Origin of the sequence: Clostridium pacaense, from assembly GCF_020709765.2 — a bacterium.
Classification (GTDB): Bacteria; Bacillota; Clostridia; order Lachnospirales; family Lachnospiraceae; genus Enterocloster; species Enterocloster hominis.
The window spans coordinates 25,853-42,675 of sequence record NZ_JAJFEB020000033.1 but is presented as its reverse complement, the minus strand read 5'-3'; the positions used below and the strand labels follow the sequence as shown (position 1 = coordinate 42,675).

The 16,823-nt window shown below is 52.1% G+C and carries 21 protein-coding genes and 1 tRNA gene; 19 read left to right on the top strand and 3 right to left on the bottom strand.

Annotation, left to right across the window (positions count from 1 at the left end):
• Positions 1-2: 2 nt before the first annotated feature.
• From LK536_RS57395 to trmB, 3 genes are all read right to left on the bottom strand, one after another.
• Positions 3-75, bottom strand: a tRNA-Lys gene (locus LK536_RS57395).
• A gap of 90 nt (positions 76-165) precedes the next feature.
• Positions 166-318: a hypothetical protein gene (locus LK536_RS57390; protein WP_008720841.1), complete on the bottom strand. Its 153-nt coding sequence runs from the start codon at positions 316-318 to the stop codon at positions 166-168.
• 112 nt (positions 319-430) lie between these two features.
• Positions 431-1,075 carry a tRNA (guanosine(46)-N7)-methyltransferase TrmB gene (gene trmB, locus LK536_RS57385; RefSeq protein WP_025485005.1) on the bottom strand — a complete coding sequence of 215 codons (645 nt, stop codon included), beginning with the start codon at positions 1,073-1,075 and terminating at the stop codon, positions 431-433.
• Between the two features lie 199 nt (positions 1,076-1,274).
• Between trmB and LK536_RS57380 the strand changes: the two genes are divergently transcribed.
• The 19 genes from LK536_RS57380 (at position 1,275) to tilS (ending at position 16,820) form a co-directional block, all read left to right on the top strand.
• The gene (locus LK536_RS57380; RefSeq protein WP_025485006.1) at positions 1,275-2,276 is read left to right on the top strand and encodes an SH3 domain-containing protein; all 1,002 of its coding nucleotides are present in this window, start codon (positions 1,275-1,277) and stop codon (positions 2,274-2,276) included.
• A gap of 250 nt (positions 2,277-2,526) precedes the next feature.
• Complete coding sequence (locus tag LK536_RS57375) at positions 2,527-2,838, top strand: hypothetical protein (RefSeq protein ID WP_008720838.1); 312 nt, start codon at positions 2,527-2,529, stop codon at positions 2,836-2,838.
• Between the two features lie 4 nt (positions 2,839-2,842).
• On the top strand, positions 2,843-3,862 hold the full coding sequence (locus LK536_RS57370) for a V0D/AC39 family V-type ATPase subunit (protein ID WP_227795588.1): 1,020 nt from the start codon (positions 2,843-2,845) through the stop codon (positions 3,860-3,862).
• A 17-nt stretch (positions 3,863-3,879) separates the two neighbouring features.
• The gene (locus tag LK536_RS57365; RefSeq protein WP_227795589.1) at positions 3,880-5,820 is read left to right on the top strand and encodes a V-type ATP synthase subunit I; all 1,941 of its coding nucleotides are present in this window, start codon (positions 3,880-3,882) and stop codon (positions 5,818-5,820) included.
• A 68-nt stretch (positions 5,821-5,888) separates the two neighbouring features.
• Complete coding sequence (locus LK536_RS57360; protein ID WP_008720835.1) at positions 5,889-6,323, top strand: ATP synthase subunit C; 435 nt, start codon at positions 5,889-5,891, stop codon at positions 6,321-6,323.
• Between the two features lie 4 nt (positions 6,324-6,327).
• Positions 6,328-6,636: a V-type ATP synthase subunit F gene (locus LK536_RS57355; protein ID WP_008720834.1), complete on the top strand. Its 309-nt coding sequence runs from the start codon at positions 6,328-6,330 to the stop codon at positions 6,634-6,636.
• Positions 6,637-6,690: 54 nt separating this feature from the next.
• Positions 6,691-7,272, top strand: coding sequence for a V-type ATP synthase subunit E (locus LK536_RS57350; RefSeq protein ID WP_008720833.1), 582 nt, complete (start codon positions 6,691-6,693; stop codon positions 7,270-7,272).
• A gap of 1 nt (position 7,273) precedes the next feature.
• Positions 7,274-9,040, top strand: coding sequence for a V-type ATP synthase subunit A (locus tag LK536_RS57345; protein ID WP_008720832.1), 1,767 nt, complete (start codon positions 7,274-7,276; stop codon positions 9,038-9,040).
• Positions 9,041-9,054: 14 nt separating this feature from the next.
• A complete protein-coding gene (locus LK536_RS57340) occupies positions 9,055-10,437 on the top strand; it encodes a V-type ATP synthase subunit B (protein WP_008720831.1) in 1,383 nt (460 codons plus the stop codon).
• 25 nt (positions 10,438-10,462) lie between these two features.
• Positions 10,463-11,080 (top strand): V-type ATP synthase subunit D, encoded by a 618-nt coding sequence (locus LK536_RS57335; RefSeq protein ID WP_227795590.1) that lies wholly within the window; start codon positions 10,463-10,465, stop codon positions 11,078-11,080.
• Positions 11,081-11,083: 3 nt separating this feature from the next.
• Positions 11,084-11,230 (top strand): hypothetical protein, encoded by a 147-nt coding sequence (locus LK536_RS57330; RefSeq protein ID WP_227795591.1) that lies wholly within the window; start codon positions 11,084-11,086, stop codon positions 11,228-11,230.
• 340 nt (positions 11,231-11,570) lie between these two features.
• Entirely contained in the window at positions 11,571-11,951 is a 381-nt protein-coding gene (locus LK536_RS57325; protein WP_008720829.1) for a MazG nucleotide pyrophosphohydrolase domain-containing protein, read from the top strand.
• A 55-nt stretch (positions 11,952-12,006) separates the two neighbouring features.
• Entirely contained in the window at positions 12,007-12,327 is a 321-nt protein-coding gene (hbs, locus tag LK536_RS57320; protein ID WP_264469875.1) for a non-specific DNA-binding protein Hbs, read from the top strand.
• 3 nt (positions 12,328-12,330) lie between these two features.
• The gene (locus tag LK536_RS57315; protein WP_008720826.1) at positions 12,331-12,570 is read left to right on the top strand and encodes an RNA-binding S4 domain-containing protein; all 240 of its coding nucleotides are present in this window, start codon (positions 12,331-12,333) and stop codon (positions 12,568-12,570) included.
• Between the two features lie 70 nt (positions 12,571-12,640).
• Positions 12,641-12,928: a sporulation protein YabP gene (gene yabP / locus LK536_RS57310; RefSeq protein WP_008720823.1), complete on the top strand. Its 288-nt coding sequence runs from the start codon at positions 12,641-12,643 to the stop codon at positions 12,926-12,928.
• A gap of 11 nt (positions 12,929-12,939) precedes the next feature.
• Positions 12,940-13,320 carry a spore cortex biosynthesis protein YabQ gene (yabQ, locus tag LK536_RS57305; RefSeq protein WP_008720821.1) on the top strand — a complete coding sequence of 127 codons (381 nt, stop codon included), beginning with the start codon at positions 12,940-12,942 and terminating at the stop codon, positions 13,318-13,320.
• Positions 13,321-13,378: 58 nt separating this feature from the next.
• On the top strand, positions 13,379-13,642 hold the full coding sequence (locus LK536_RS57300) for a septum formation initiator family protein (RefSeq protein ID WP_331472118.1): 264 nt from the start codon (positions 13,379-13,381) through the stop codon (positions 13,640-13,642).
• A gap of 104 nt (positions 13,643-13,746) precedes the next feature.
• The gene (locus tag LK536_RS57295) at positions 13,747-15,168 is read left to right on the top strand and encodes a SpoIIE family protein phosphatase (RefSeq protein ID WP_008720817.1); all 1,422 of its coding nucleotides are present in this window, start codon (positions 13,747-13,749) and stop codon (positions 15,166-15,168) included.
• Positions 15,169-15,317: 149 nt separating this feature from the next.
• Positions 15,318-16,820, top strand: coding sequence for a tRNA lysidine(34) synthetase TilS (gene tilS / locus LK536_RS57290; protein WP_331472119.1), 1,503 nt, complete (start codon positions 15,318-15,320; stop codon positions 16,818-16,820).
• Positions 16,821-16,823: the final 3 nt, after the last annotated feature.

Below are 16,823 nucleotides of genomic sequence, written 5' to 3'. Positions count from 1 at the left end.
AGTGCGCCTTCAGGGACTCGAACCCTGGACAAATAGATTAAGAGTCTACTGCTCTACCAACTGAGCTAAAGGCGCATGCCCGTGTTTTCATTCAACCCTTGCGGGTGACACGAACGACATTATATCTCTTTGAAAGTTAAATGTCAACCATTTTCGCCAAAAAAATTATTTTTCTTTTTTCTTTGCTTTGGAACCAGGACCAATGATTTTATTCACTTCCTTAAAGGAACGGCTCAGGCGGAGCGCCTGCTTGTTTAAATCTGTTTTGTCACTGGTTGCCTGTAACAGCTTTTTTGTGATTCCTGGTGGCAATGCCATATAAACCGCCTCCGGCAGAAGGTTCTGTTAGTAACAGTATATGACGCGTCCTGTCAGTTGGTGCAGACACCGCGTCACCGGGCCTGTCTGGACATGCATCCCCCGGCGCTCCCTAAGGCTGGGGTTTTGAGGCAATCAGTTTGCAGATGGGTTTGCCCTCTCCTGCGAATTTCATTTCATATTCAGTCATCACGTTGCCTTCAGCCATGGGGCTGCCGTGCAGGTCAAATGTATGGGCCAGGATGTTCCAGCCTGAGGCGGGAATGGATTCCAGGGAATATTCAAACAATTCCCGGTTGTCCGTTTTAAACTCCACGGTGCCGCCGGGGGCCAGGATCCTGCCGTACACGCCCATGAAGGCAGGGGAAGTCAGCCTGCGCTTGGCATGGCGGTCCTTGGGCCAGGGATCTGAGAAGTTCAGGTAGATGCGGCTGACCTCGCCGGGGGCAAAAATGTCGGGCAGGGTTTTGGCATCGATGCACATGAAGTAGATATTGTCAAGCTCCAGCTGTGAACGCTTTTCCAATCCTCTTAAGAGTACGCTGGAATAGCGTTCTATGCCTATATAATTGATATCGGGATGGGTCTGTGCCAGCTCCATGATGAAGCGTCCTTTTCCCATCCCCACCTCTATCTCGATGGGATTGCTGTTGCAGAAGACCTGGTTCCAGTTCCCGCGCCTTGTCTCCGGCTCCTGGATTACATAGGGACTGGATGCAATGGACTCTTCTGCACCGCGGATATGGCGTAATCGCATGTTATTTTTCCTTTCTTTCCAAAACAGTACTATTATTGAGTAACCGCAGGCCTTATTTTATCATTGGAAGTGCCTATTTGCAACAAAATTTACTTTTTTCTTATTTTTCTGATTTTTTATAATTAATAGTGCAAAATTGCCAAAAATCGATTATACTATACATAATAGGCGGATATCTGCGATACTAAGGAGGAAGGCTATGTCGAATATGGAGCGGACGACCAGCTGGCAGCAGATTCAACTGGGCGTGAAAGAGGCAGAACGTTTAATTGTACGAAAAGAATATAATCTTGTGATGGTTAAGGCAAGGCAGGTCCTGGAGTATATGGTGCGGTGCATGGCGGAACGCGCGTGCCTGGTGGAAGGGGATCTGTCGGATACCATTGACCAGCTCTATGAGGGCCAGTGGATTAATAAGGCAACCAAGGATAATTACCATACCATCCGTATCCTGGGCAACAAGGCTGTCCATGAAGGGGATGATGCCGCGTATGATGCCAATCAGGCATACCAGCTGCTGACCCAGGAGGTCTATGTGTTTGCCAACGAGTTTTCGGGGGGGCGGTCATCCAGGCCGTCACAGGCATCCAGGGGAGGTTCTTCCCGCCAGCCGGTGAGGACATCCGGTTCCGGGGGCCGGTCAGGTTCCGGTTCAAGGGGCGGACAGGGCGGAGGCAGAAGCCAGGGACGTCCTTCCGGTTCAGGTGGTTCCCGCCAGGGAGCGCCCAGGAAGAAAAAACGCAGACGGGTGTCCCCCGTATATTATATCTGGAGACTTCTGATTCCCGTGCTTGCGGTGGTGCTGCTGATTGTTGTCATACAGACCTTGGGGTCCAAGGGAGGCAAGGATAAGGATAAGACCACCACGGCGCCTACCGTTACCACGGCTGCCACTGAACCTGCGCCCACGCCGCCGCCGGAACCCGAGACTGAACCGGAGACAGAGCCGCCGGCAGTGGTTTACCGGATTAAGGGCAACAGCGTGAATGTCCGCAAGGAGCCGTCCACGGACAGCCGTATCCTGGTCCAGCTTACCAACGGTTATGAGGTGGATTATGTTAAGCGCTACAGCAATGACTGGGATGTGATTAACTACGAGGGACAGGAAGCGTATGTGTCCAGCAGGTTCCTGGAAAAAGTGGAGCCGGTCGCCGAAACCGAGGTGGCGCCAACTGAGGGCGGGGAGACAGGCGGACAGTAGGGGCCGGACAGGAGCCGGACGGGACTGTCAGAAGCTGGAAATGTCCCATAATATGGAATTTGTAGAAGTTGTATAGGAAATATTGGAATATATGTTGGTAAAAAGAGGAAGGATAAAAAATATCCTTTCTCTTTTTGGCATTTTGCCATAAGGAAATTGTTAAAATTTTATTCTAATTCTAAAAAACCTCTGGTTTTTTTCGAAAAAAGTAGTATCATGAAGTGATATGAATTTATAAAGGAGGAGCTCTATGGATACTGTAATCAACAAGTTATGGGAGATAGAGGAAGCAGCCGGTGCGATTGCGGACGAGGCCAATGTGCGCAAGAAAGCATTTGCCAAAGAGATGGAAGACAAGACTGCCTCTTTTGATGCCGGCCTTGAACAGGAAACAGCCCACAGGATTGCTGATATCGGGCATAAGATGGAAGCAGATATGGAAGCCATGCTTGCCCGGCAGAAATCGGATTTTGAGACACTTCTTAAACAGTTGGAAGATAATTATAACCGTTATCACACAGCGTATGCAGATGCCCTGTTCCAGAAGATGATAAAGGAGTGAGCGTATGGGCAGCCTGATTACCTACAGCGGCATTGCGACCAAGGTGAAAGCCATGGAGCGTTGGCGCATTAAGGATGAACAGTTTGAAGAGATGGCCGCGTTGGAAAGCGTGCCTGAAGCAGTGGATTACCTGCGCCGCTTCCTGCCTTACAGGGAGATATTCGAAGATGTGGAGGAAAAGGACATGCACAGGGGCAGCATTGAGCAGCGCCTGAACCTTTCACAGTACAGGGATTTTGCAAAGCTGTATAAGTTCGCAAACCTGAAGCAGAGACGTTTCCTGGACCTGTATTTCATGCACTATGAGATAAGCATCATAAAGACCTGTTTAAGGAACGCGGTGGGACACAGGGAACAGCGCCAGGACCTGTCCATGTTTAAGGACTTTTTCGAGCGCCATTCCAGCATTGACCTGATTCTTCTGTCCCAGTCCGGTTCAATGGCGGAGTTTGTGGGCAACCTGAAAGGGTCGCCGTATTACGGTCCGTTAAATCTCATGCTTGAGAACGGCAAGGCCAGCCTGCCGGCCTGTGAGACGGCCCTGGATATGCTATATTTCAGGACCATGTGGAAGATAAAGGATAAGTATCTGTCCAAGGAGGAGCGCAGGATCCTGTCCCAGTGCTTTGGGACCAGGATGGATATGCTGAACCTTGAGTGGCTGTGCCGCTCCAAGAAGTTTTACCAGCTTTCCCCGGGAGAGATATATGCCATGCTGATTCCCATACAGCTTCATCTGACCAAGGCGGAAATCAATAAGATGGCTGAGGCCGAGAACCTTTCTCAGCTCTATGAGCTGATACGGGGAAGCTGGTATGGGAAGCTGGATGTCATCCGCCAGTCAGAGGAACCGGATCTGGACCATCTGACGTTTGAGATTATTGACAGGATTTACCAGATGACCAGAAGAAAAGACCCATACTCCATCGCCATACTCAACTCCTATCTTTACTTCAAGGAGAGGGAGATTGCACATATCATCAATACCATTGAGAAGATACGGTATGGCCTGGCGGCAAATTGACTAAAGGGGGTTAAGATGTGATTGAGAAAATGAAATTCCTGAGTATTACCGGTCCCAAGGCAGATATTGACCGGGTGGTGTACACCTATCTTTCCAGATATGAGATCCACCTGGAGAACGCCTTGTCGGAGCTCAAGACGGTTAAGGACCTGCGGCCCTATATTGAGTCCAATCCTTATAAGGAGGAGCTTGCAAAGGCGGGCGAGCTGGTGGAAAGCTACCATGAGCTGCTGCCTGAACACACGGACCGGAAGCTTAAACTGGAGGAGGCGGTGGACCTGATCCACGCCCTGGACAGCGAGCTTAAGGAGCTGACCGATAAAAAAAGCGGGCTTGTGGGACTGAGGGATGAACTGCAGGCATCCAGGGACAAGGTGGCTCCGTTTAACGGGCTTAATTATGATGTGAAGAAGATACTTGGATTCCGGTTCATGAAGTTCCGGTTCGGCCGCATTTCCAGGGAATATTATGAAAAATTCTACGCCTATGTGTATGACAGCATTGACACCGTGATGTTTAAGTGTGAGGAAAATGACGAGTATGTGTGGGTGGTCTACTTCGTGCCTGAAAAGCTGGCTGATAAGATAGACGCCATCTATGCATCCATGCATTTTGAGCGCTGTTATCTTCCGGATGAATATGAGGGCACGCCGGTGGAGGCCGGACATATCCTGGACGACCGTATCAGCGCCTTCCAGAAGGAGATTGACGGGATTGACAAGGAAATCGTGGAGGCCATCAGCAGCAGGAAGGATGAGCTGGTTGCCGCCTATTTCACGGTGCGGACATTTTCCACTAATTTCGATGTGCGCAAGATGGCGGCGGTTACCAAGCATGACCGCCATAACTTCTATATCCTGTGCGGGTGGATGACCCAGAAGGATGCGGCGGCCTTCCAGAAGGAGATTGAACGGGATGATGATACGTTCTGTATCATTGAGGATGACCATAATAATATCATGAGCAATCCTCCTACCAAGATGAAGAATCCCGGGCTGTTCAAGCCATTTGAGATGTATGTGGAGATGTACGGGCTTCCGTCCTATAATGAACTGGATCCCACCATCCTGATCGGCATCACCTACTCCATCCTGTTCGGGTTCATGTTCGGGGATGCGGGACAGGGATTGTGCCTGCTTATCGGGGGATACCTGCTGTACCGTTTCAGGAAGGTGCGCCTGGCAGGTATCATTTCCTGCTGCGGTGTGTTCTCCACCATATTCGGTTTCCTGTTTGGCAGTGTCTTCGGGTTCGAGGATATCATCGACGCTGTCTGGCTCAGGCCCCAGGAAGCCATGGTGAACCTTCCCTTCATCGGCAAGCTGAACACCGTGTTCGTGGTGGCTGTGGCCATCGGTATGGGAATCATCCTGATGTGTATGGTGCTTAACATCATCAACAGCGTCCGTTCCCATGATATGGAGAAGATTTACTTTGATACCAACGGTGTGGCCGGGTTTGTGTTTTATCTTGCCCTGACCGTTGTGCTGGTCCTTTATATGACGGGCAATGCGCTTCCTGCCACGTTCATACTGGTTGTCATGTTTTTGATACCGCTGATCATCATGTTCTTCAAGGAACCTCTTACGGCCATTGTGGAGAAGAAGTCGGAACGGATAGAGGGCGGTATGGGTATGTTCATTACCCAGGGGATATTTGAACTGTTTGAAGTGCTTTTAAGCTATTTTTCCAACACACTTTCCTTTGTCCGTGTGGGCGCATTTGCAGTGAGCCACGCCGCCATGATGCAGGTGGTGCTGATGCTTGCAGGCGCGGAGGCAGGAGGAAGCACCAACTGGGCCGTGGTCATCGGCGGCAACCTGTTTGTGTGCGGCATGGAGGGCCTGATTGTAGGGATTCAGGTACTCCGTCTGGAATATTATGAGCTGTTCAGCCGGTTCTACCGCGGCAGCGGCCGGGCCTTTGAACCATATGGAAAAGCTGCCGGAGAGCAGTAAACATAAAAAATACTGCCGGACACTGGCGTCTGCCAGAGGGACCGGGGATTAAAAAGGAGAAATGAGATATGAGTTTATTAGTTAAGATCACACTGAGTGCAGCACTGATTTTGAGCATCGCAGTACCATTTGGGGCATTTGCAGCAGGGGAAAAGACAAAGGGACGCTATAAGACGGCGCTGGCAGCCAATATGTTCCTGTTCTTTGGCACCATGGTCTTTGCAGCGGTTGTCATGTTTTCCGGCAATGCCCAGGCGGCAGAGGCAGGGGCCCAGGCAGCAGGATCCTCCGCGGCAGGCATGGGATATCTTTCAGCCGCCCTTTCAACCGGGCTTTCCTGCCTGGGCGGCGGCATCGCGGTATCCGCTGCTGCCAGCGCTGCCCTTGGGGCAATCAGTGAGGACAGCTCCATTCTTGGTAAATCATTAATCTTCGTAGGTCTTGCCGAAGGTGTGTGTCTGTATGGCCTGATCATTTCCTTTATGATCCTGGGCAAGCTGTAAGTCTATGAAGATGTACCTTATCAGCGACAATGTGGACACCCTGACCGGGATGCGCCTGGCAGGTGTGGAGGGCGCTGTGGTCCATGAGAGGGAAGAGCTTAAGAATGAGCTGGATAAGGTTTTGGCCGATAAATCCATTGGCATCATCCTGCTGACAGAGAAGTTCGGCAGGGAGTTCCCGGAGATAATCGATGACGTGAAGCTGGAGCGGAAACTCCCGCTGATCATCGAGATACCGGACCGCCATGGAACCGGCCGCAAGCCGGACTTTATCACCTCCTATGTGAACGAGGCCATTGGACTGAAACTGTAAGCAGGGTTCAGACATATCTGAACGGACAAGAATAGAGAAAGCAGGTGAGGCAGCTTGACAACAGAGGAGAAGCTGAAGCATTTCCAGGATATCTGTATGGAGGATGCCAGGGAGCGCAGCGCCAGGATGCTGGACGATTATATGAACGCCCTGGAGAGCGCCTATGAGGAGCATACCGCTGACGCAAGACGGCGGGCCGACATGCAGGTGGAGGCAGAAACAGAGAAGCTGGAACGTGAGATCAATAAACGGCTTTCCATCGGACAGCTGGACCTTAAGAGGGAATTCAGCCGCAGGCAGGAGGAACTTAAGGATAAGCTGTTTGTGGAGCTTAGGGATAAGCTGGCTAATTTCATGGAGACTCAGGAATACCAGCGCCTTCTGGACCGCCAGGTGAAGGCGGTAAAGGAGTTTGCGGGAAACGAGGAGCTGATTGTGTATATGGATCCGTCTGATGTGGATAAGGTGCAGAGGATTGCCCTGCATCACAACGCATCCATCAAAATCAGCGAATATTCCTTTGACGGCGGTACCAGGGCCGTGATCCCGGGTAAACATATACTGATTGACAATTCATTTGAGACTAAGTTAAATGAAGCGCGTCATGAGTTCAAATTCGATTTAGGAGGTAAGTAAAGTGGCTAAGACAGGTGTGATACACGGCATTAATGGTCCTGTCGTTTCCTTGCTGGGCGATCCGGGATTCCAGATGAATGAAATGGTTTATGTGGGAGCGGAGAACCTGGTGGGCGAGGTCATCGGACTTACTTCAGAAAAAACAACGGTTCAGGTGTATGAGGAAACCAGCGGCATCAAACCGGGAGAAACCGTGACCGGTACGGGCGCGCCCGTGTCCGTTACACTGGCCCCCGGAATCCTGAGCAATATTTTTGACGGTATTGAAAGGCCCTTAAGCGAGATTGCCAAGGGCAGCGGATATTATATCAGCCGCGGTATCTCCGTGGACAGCCTGGATACTTCCAAGAAGTGGGAGACACACATGGTGGTAAAGAAGGGCGACCGCCTGATGCCTGGGACCATTATCGCCGAGGTGCCTGAGACAAGGGCCATTACCCATAAGGTGATGGTGCCGCCGGATGTGGAGGGCTATGTCCTTGAGGTCATGCCGGACGGACAGTATACCATTGAGGAGACGCTGCTCACCGTACAGCTGATGGACGGAACGGAGAAAAAGCTTACCATGACCCAGAAGTGGCCCATCCGTATCCCAAGGCCGTCCGCCAAGCGTTTCCCTGCCGTAAAGCCGCTGATTACGGGACAGCGTATCCTGGACACCATGTTCCCGCTGGCAAAAGGCGGAACGGCTGCCATTCCGGGCGGTTTCGGCACGGGCAAGACCATGACCCAGCACCAGGTTGCCAAGTGGTCGGACGCGGATGTGATCATCTACATCGGCTGCGGGGAGCGCGGCAACGAGATGACCCAGGTGCTGGAGGAGTTCTCGGAGCTGATCGATCCCAAGACAGGCAATCCCCTGATGGACAGGACCACGCTGATTGCCAATACATCCAACATGCCCGTGGCTGCCCGTGAGGCTAGCCTGTATTCCGGCCTGACCCTGGCGGAATACTACAGGGACATGGGATATCATGTGGCCATCATGGCAGACTCTACTTCCAGGTGGGCGGAGGCGCTGCGTGAGCTTTCGGGCCGTCTGGAGGAAATGCCGGCAGAGGAAGGTTTCCCGGCATATCTGGCGTCCCGTCTGTCCGCGTTCTATGAGAGGGCGGGCATGATGCAGAACTTAAACGGAACCGAAGGCTCCGTGACCATCATCGGCGCTGTTTCACCACAGGGCGGTGACTTCTCAGAGCCTGTGACCATGAACACCAAGCGTTTCGTGCGCTGTTTCTGGGGACTGGATAAATCCCTGGCCTATGCCAGACATTTCCCGGCCATCCACTGGCTGACCAGCTATTCCGAGTACATCAATGACCTGGCGTCCTGGTACATGGACAATGTGGATAAGAAGTTTGTGGATTACCGCAACCGCCTGATGGCGCTTCTGACCCAGGAGAGCAGCCTGATGGAGATTGTAAAGCTGATTGGGGCGGACGTGCTGCCGGACGACCAGAAGCTGGTGCTTGAGATTGCAAGGGTAATCCGCCTGGGCTTCCTGCAGCAGAACGCGTTCCATAAGGAAGACACGTCCGTGCCCCTGATTAAGCAGTTCAAAATGATGGAAATCATCCTGTACCTGAACAAGAAGTGCAGGGCGCTGATTTCCATGGGCATGCCTGTTTCCGTGTTAAAGGAAGAGAATATTTTTGATAAGATCATATCCATTAAGTATGATGTCCCCAACGACCGCCTGGATATGTTTGACGATTATAAACAGCAGATTGACGCGTTCTATGACAGGGTAATGGAGAGGAACGCGTAAAGGAGGACGGACATATGGCAATTGAATATTTAGGTTTAAGTGAAATCAATGGCCCGCTGGTCGTCCTTGAGGGCGTTCAGAATGCGGCTTTCGATGAAATCGTGGAGATGACGGTAAACGGCAGTACCCACAAGATTGGACGTATCATTGAGATTTACGGGGACAAGGCAATCATCCAGGTCTTTGAGGGCACCGAGGGCATGGCCCTGCGCAACACCCATACAAGGCTGACCGGACATCCCATGGAGATTGAAGTTTCCGAGGAAATGCTGGGTCGTACCTTTAACGGTATCGGGCAGCCCATTGACGGATTGGGCGACATCATATCCGATGTGAAGCTGGATATCAACGGAAAACCTTTAAACCCGGTTACACGTGAGTATCCCAGGAACTATATCCGCACGGGCATCTCCGCCATTGACGGGCTTACAACGCTTATAAGGGGACAGAAGCTGCCCATATTCTCAGGCAACGGACTGCCCCATGACCAGCTGGCTGCCCAGATTGTGCAGCAGGCATCCCTGGGGGATAATTCAGATGAGAAGTTTGCCATTGTGTTCGGGGCCATGGGCGTTAAGTATGACGTGGCTGATTTCTTCCGCCGCACCTTTGAGGAGAGCGGCGTGTCCGAGCATGTGGCCATGTTCATCAACCTGGCCAATGACCCGGTGGTGGAGCGTTTAATCACGCCCAAGATTGCCCTGACGCTGGCGGAGTACCTTGCCTTTGAAAAGGGTATGCATATACTGGTCATACTGACCGACATGACAAGCTATGCAGAGGCGCTGCGTGAGGTTTCATCATCCAAGGGTGAGATTCCTTCCAGGAAGGGATTCCCGGGGTATCTGTACAGTGACCTGGCCTCCCTTTATGAGAGGGCTGGGATTGTGGCGGGACGGCCGGGATCTGTTACCCAGATTCCAATCCTTACCATGCCCAATGACGATATCACCCATCCCATCCCTGACCTGACCGGATACATCACGGAGGGGCAGATCGTACTGGACCGCCAGTTAAACGGGCAGTCCATCTATCCGCCCATCAATGTGCTGCCCTCCCTGTCGCGTCTGATGAAGGACGGTATCGGCGAGGGGTATACAAGGGCCGACCATCAGGACGTGGCCAACCAGCTGTTCTCCTGCTATGCAAAGGTGGGGGACGCCAGGGCCCTTGCATCGGTTATCGGCGAGGATGAATTGTCTCCCACGGACAAGAAGTATCTTGTGTTCGGCAGGGAGTTTGAAGAGAATTTCGTGGGCCAGGAGCGCCATGAGAACAGGACCATACTGGAGACACTGGACATTGGCTGGAAGCTCCTTGGCATGCTGCCCAGGGAAGAGCTTGACCGTATTGACACTAAGATACTTGACCAGTTTTATAAGCCAGAGGAAGAATGACATGGCAGCGTAAGGAGTGATGTAAATGGATCCAAATACATTTCCCACAAAAGGTAATCTGATTGCGGCCAAGAACTCACTGAACCTGGCAAACATGGGCTATGGGCTTATGGATAAGAAGAGGAATATCCTTATCCGTGAGCTTATGGGCCTGATTGACGAGGCAAAGGGCATCCAGTCCGAAATTGATTCCACGTTCCGGGCCGCCTATGCCGCGCTGCAGAAGGCCAACATCGAGCTGGGAATCAACTATGTCCAGGAAATCGGCGCATCCGTGCCGGTGGATGACAGGGTGAAGATTAAGGCCAGGAGCATCATGGGAACGGAAATCCCGCTGGTGCAGCATGAGGTGAAGCCTCTGGCCCTGACTTACGGGTTTTATAACACCACCGAGTCCCTGGACGAGGCCAGATACCATTTTGAAAAGGTGAAGGAACTGACCATCAAGCTGTCCATGGTGGAAAATTCCGCTTACCGCCTGGCTAACTCCATTAAGAAGACACAGAAAAGGGCCAATGCCCTTAAGAATATCACCATTCCCCACTATACCAATCTGAGCAAATCCATCTCGGATGCGCTGGAAGAGAAGGAGAGGGAGGAGTTTACCAGGCTTAAGGTGATTAAGAGGAATAAAGGGGAGTAGGGTTTGGCGGATGTGGGAGCGGAGGGGGGCTGCGTCTGCGAAGCGGGCCAGGGAGGGCCTCCTGCTGCGGGACCGGGCGGGGGCCTTGGGGCGGCAGTGGCCCGGACGCTGGGTTCCGGAGGGGCAGCTTCTAAGCCCCTGACAGCCTGAAAACCGGGGGATCGGGGCTATTCACGTAGAAATCCTGAGGGACTTTCTACGTTCAAAGCCCCTTGGACTCATGCTTTGATGCATTCGTCCACCCCCGGTTTTCAGGCTGACAGGGACTAAGAAGCTGCTCCCTCCTCCACTACGCGTCCGGACCACTGCCGCCCCAAGGCCCCCGCCCGGTCCCATAGCAGGAGGCCCTCCCTGGCCCGCTTCGCAGACTGAGGGATTCCGGCAGTGACATGCGCGAAACGGATGGTGGGGATGGTAGTGAAAAAGGAGTGGGGGATATGGGGGTGGCGGGAACATTGGGTATGGGATTTTTGGTAGGAGGTTGGTTTGTATGTATACATTTGAGGAATTGAAGGGGATTACGGCGAAGCTTCGGTCGGAGGAGGGGTGTCCCTGGGATAGGGAGCAGACGTTTGGGAGTCTGAAGAAGCATTTGGCTTCGGAGGCTGAGGAAGTGTTTGAGGCTGTGGATCGGGGGGATATGGAGAATCTGTGTGAGGAATTGGGGGATGTGCTGTTCCAGGTGATGATTAACAGCCAGATTGCAAGTGAGCAGGGCTGCTTTACCATTGAGGATGTGATTGACGGTGTGTGCAGGAAAATGGTGCGAAGACACCCCCACGTCTTTGGAAATGTTAAGATAAATTCAGTGGAGGAAGGGACCGCTCTCTGGAATCAGATAAAAATGCAGGAAAAAGCCAAAAAACCTTGACAAATCAAAGCAAAAAGGCTATAAATGATTAAGTATACCAGACATTAATTAAGTAATGAATCCGGGAGGTTCCCGGGACTATATTCAGGAGGACAAATTGATGAACAAGACAGAATTAATCGCAGCAGTTGCTGAGAAGGCAGAACTTTCCAAGAAAGATGCAGAGAAGGCTGTTAAGGCTTTCACTGATGCAGTAGCAGAAGAACTTGTAAAGGGCGGAAAAGTACAGCTGGTTGGCTTTGGTACTTTCGAGGTTGCTGAGAGGGCTGCAAGAGAGGGCAGGAATCCTAAGACTGGTAACGCTATGCCTATCCCTGCTTCCAAGACTCCAAAGTTCAAAGCAGGCAAGGCCCTGAAGGATGAGGTTAACAAATAATTCATGAGACTGGACAAGTTTCTCAAGGTTTCCCGTTTGATTAAGCGCAGGACCATTGCCAATGAGGCGTGTGATGCAGGCCGCGTGCTGGTGAATGATAAGCCGGCAAAGGCTTCCCTGAATGTGAAGACAGGGGATATGATTGAGATTCAGTTTGGCGCCAAGGCTGTGAAGGTCGAGGTCCTGGACGTGCAGGAAACCGTGAAAAAGGATGAAGCCAAAGAGCTTTACCGTTATATCTGAGATAAAAGGCATAGAATGGCCAACCTCCCCATATATTTAACTTAGGTTAGATATATGGGGAGGTTTTTTTATGGAAGAAAGAAGCGTTGGCGGACGCCAGCACAAACTTATATTTCAGAACCGTGGAACAGGAAACATAACAGGAATCTGCGACGTGGTGTCCTTTGATGAGAATGCCATTGTCCTGGATACGGATATGGGGCTTCTCACCATTAAGGGAAAGGACCTGCATGTGAGCAGGCTTACCCTTGAAAAGGGGGAAGTGGATATAGAGGGGACCATTGACAGCTGTGTGTACAGCTCCAATGAGGCCCTGCGCAAGTCCGGGGAATCCCTGTTTACCAGGCTGTTTAAATAGGAGGTAAGGATGTGAGCGGCAGGATTCAGTACGAAGTCTGGCTTATGGTGCTGAGCCTGGTGACCGGGGCATGGCTGATGCTGGCCTATGATACCCTGAGGGTATTCCGTCTGGTCATCCGGCACGGTAGCTTCTGGACGGGGGTGGAGGATTTCATATATTGGCTGTATGCGGGCCTTGTGACGTTCATCCTTCTGTATGAACAGAACGACGGGGTCTTCCGGGCGTATGTGGTAGGCGGGGTGTTTATGGGCATGATCCTATATGACAGGCTCATCAGCAGAATTTTCTTTAAGTGCTTGAAAAAGATAGGTAAATGTCTTAAAATGATATTAAACAGGAACAAACATACAAAGATTTGTAACCAGAAACAAAGCGGAGTTGGTGAATAGACAGATGAGATCCTATGGTAAATCAAGACGCATAAAAAAGGATAAATGGGCAAACCGCATGGCTATCATGGGTATTACCCTTGTTGTCATGTGCCTTGCAGTGGCCATTAACATAAAGGGCGCGGATCTTAAGCAGTCTGACCTGGATTACCAGATAAGGGAAGAGAATCTGGCAAAGCAGGTGGCGGAGGAGGAGAAGCGGACCAGCGAGCTGCAGGAATACAAGATTTACGTCAAGACCAAGCAGTATGCCGAGGAAGTAGCCAAGGAAAAGCTGGGACTGGTGAACCCGGATGAGATACTCTTAAAGCCAACGGAGTAATGACGAAAACAGGCGAAACATTTTTAATAATCGGTTCATGATTAGACATTTATTTCCCTCCATGATGCGTATACTGAAAGTTACGCGGATTAGGAGGGATTTTTGTGTTTTCAAGAAATAGCAGAGATATAAAAAATAAAGTGGATGTGAATCATTATACGGCCAGAAGGCTGGGGGATATGGCGGAGTCGCTGAACCAGCTGGCCAAGGCATTTGATGATGAGGTGGAAAAGAGCGGACAGCTGTCCCGTGTGGATGGACTGGCTGCCATGCAGGCAAGCGCTGCCCTGGTGTGCGAGAGCTGCAGCAAGTGTAATCTGTATGCTGACAGTGAAAAGGAGGACAGCTATTACCTGTATTACCTGCTGCGGGCATTTGAACAGAAGGGCCGTATTGATTATGAGGACATGCCCCAGATGTTCCAGACCGGGTGCAGGAAACAGGACGCGTACCTGGCCCAGCTCAACCGCAGCCTGGGACGGGCTACCATGAACCTGTCCTGGAAAAACCGGTTCTTAGAGAGCAGGGACGCGGTGGTGTCACAGTTCAGGGAACTGTCTGTCATCCTGGAGGAATTTTCACATCAGATTGACCAGGCCAGGGATATCAGTGAGGAGTTTGATTACATAATAAAAAAGCATTTCAGAAGGTATCATATAGCGGTGGGGAACCTGCTTTTGCTGGAGTATGAGAATGGTCAGAAGGAGGCGTTCCTGACCGCCAGGACCACCAACGGCAGGTGCATAACATCCAAGGAAGCGGCTGAGCTTATGGGCGAGGTGGTGGATGATTCCAGGTGGAGCCCTGCCAAGGACAGCCGCAGCATCATAACAAAACAGTACGCCACCATCCGTCTGCTGGAGGACGGCGGCTACCGCATGCTTTACGGCGCGTCCAGGATACCGCGCCAGGGAGAGAAGTATTCAGGGGATAATTATACGTTCTGCGAAAGCCAGGGAAGCCAGGTGGTGATGAGCCTTTCCGACGGCATGGGAAGCGGGGAGACCGCGTCTAAGGAAAGCAGGCAGGTGGTGGAACTGACGGAGCAGCTGCTGGAGACGGGATTCTCGGCAAGGGCGGCCCTTAAGCTGGTGAACACGGTCCTTTTGCTGGCAGGTGCGGAGCAGCACCCGGCTACGCTGGATGTGAGCTGCATCGACCTGCACACCGGCGTTCTGGAGGTGATGAAGCTGGGGGCGGTACCAACCTTCATCATTGGCGATGAGGGTGTGGAAATCCTGGAAGCAGGACAGGTCCCCATGGGCATCATGAACGGGGTGGAGCCGGTGCTCATGTCCAGGAAGCTGTGGGATGGGAACCGTATCATCATGGTCAGCGACGGGGTGCTGGACGCGCTGCCGGGGGATGACAAGGAGCAGGTGATGAAACAGTACCTGGAAAGCGTGGATGAGATGGGGCCACAGGAACTGGCTGACCAGATACTGGATTTTGCAGTGTCCTTCATTCCGGCGCCGAGGGATGACATGACGGTGCTGACAGCAGGGCTGTGGAAACGGCACCCGTAGGGAAAGACAGTATTATGGGGCTTGCGCGGCCGGGGATTTGCGGGTATATTATAATAAGACACCTAAGGCGTGTTTGAAAATCGCTTTCCGGCAGCATCCTGGTTTATTTGGTATGGAGGGCGTTTTTTGACGGCCTGGAGAATAACCGGATGCAGGTGGGACGAATGGACGAGGCAGAGCAGAGGGTCAGAAGGACCATTGAAGAATATCATATGCTGGACCCGGGGGACCGGGTCATCGCAGCAGTATCAGGAGGGGCAGATTCCGTCTGCCTCTTAACGTTGTTATGCGGTATGAAAAAGGACTGGGACCTTAAGCTTATGGCGGTCCATGTCCATCATGGTCTGAGGGGACAGGAAGCTGACAGGGATGCGGATTTTGTCAGGGCATTGTGTGAAGAACTGGAGGTCACCTGTCATATCATAAAGGTAGATGTGCGTAAGTATGCATCGGAAAACGGTATGTCCGAGGAGGAGGCTGGCCGGTACCTGAGATATGAGGCATTGGAGCGGGAGGCCCGCTGGTGGGAAGACAGCGATGGCTGCGGCGGTGAAGACTGGGATTGTGATGGCGGGCGGCAGCGCCGGGACGGTGAAGACCGGGATTGTGATGGCGGGCGGCAGCGCTACGGCGGTGAGACAGGGGACTGCCGGAATAAAAGGGTGAAGATTGCAGTGGCCCACCACAGCGATGACCAGGCGGAAACCATACTCCACAACCTGTTCCGGGGAAGCGGGCTTGGTGGGCTGAAAGGGATCTCTTATGTACGGGGGAGGATCATACGGCCTCTTCTGGATATAGGACGCCGGGATATCGTGGAGTGGCTGGAGGAAAATGGATGCGCCTGGGTACAGGACTCCACCAACAGCTCCGGCCACTATACCCGTAACCGGATACGGAGCAATCTCCTTCCGCTGATTGAGGCGGAGGTAAACCAGGGCGCGGCCGGTAATATCCTGCGCATGGGGAAGCTGGCATCCCAGGCAGATGAATATCTGCGGGCTCAGGGGGAATGCTGGATAAAAGGGCATGTTGTACGTGATGGCCCGGAGCATTTCCTGATTCCCTGTGACCTGCTTCAGGCAGAGCCGGAAATCATCCGCTCCTATGTGGTGATGGAGCTGTTAAAACGCCTGGCAGGTTCAGCCAAGGACCTTGGCCTCATCCATGTGCAGCAGGTGCTGGCCCTGGCCGGACGGCCGGTGGGAAAAGAGGTGGACCTGCCATATTCGCTTATGGCCAGGAGGGAATACAGGGAGATTTCCGTGGGCAGGAGCATTTTACAGGAAAAGGACAAAGAGGTATGCCTGCCCCAGGTCAGGATGTGTGTTTTTCCCTATAAAAAAGGGTCACAATTTCCGAAAAATATGTATACGAAATGGTTTGACTGTGATAGAATAGAGGGTACGCCCGTGGTAAGAACCAGGCGCCCAGGAGACTATATAACCCTGGCCGATGGAAGCCATAAGGCGTTAAAACGGTTTATGATTGATGAGAAGATACCGAGACAGCTGCGGGACCAGGTCCCCCTTCTGACAGATGGCAGTCATGTGATGTGGATAATCGGATATAGGATCAGTGAGTTTTACAAGATTGGTCCTGATACCACCAAGGTACTGCAGGCAGAGGCAGGCGGTAGAAGAAAAGAATGAGTG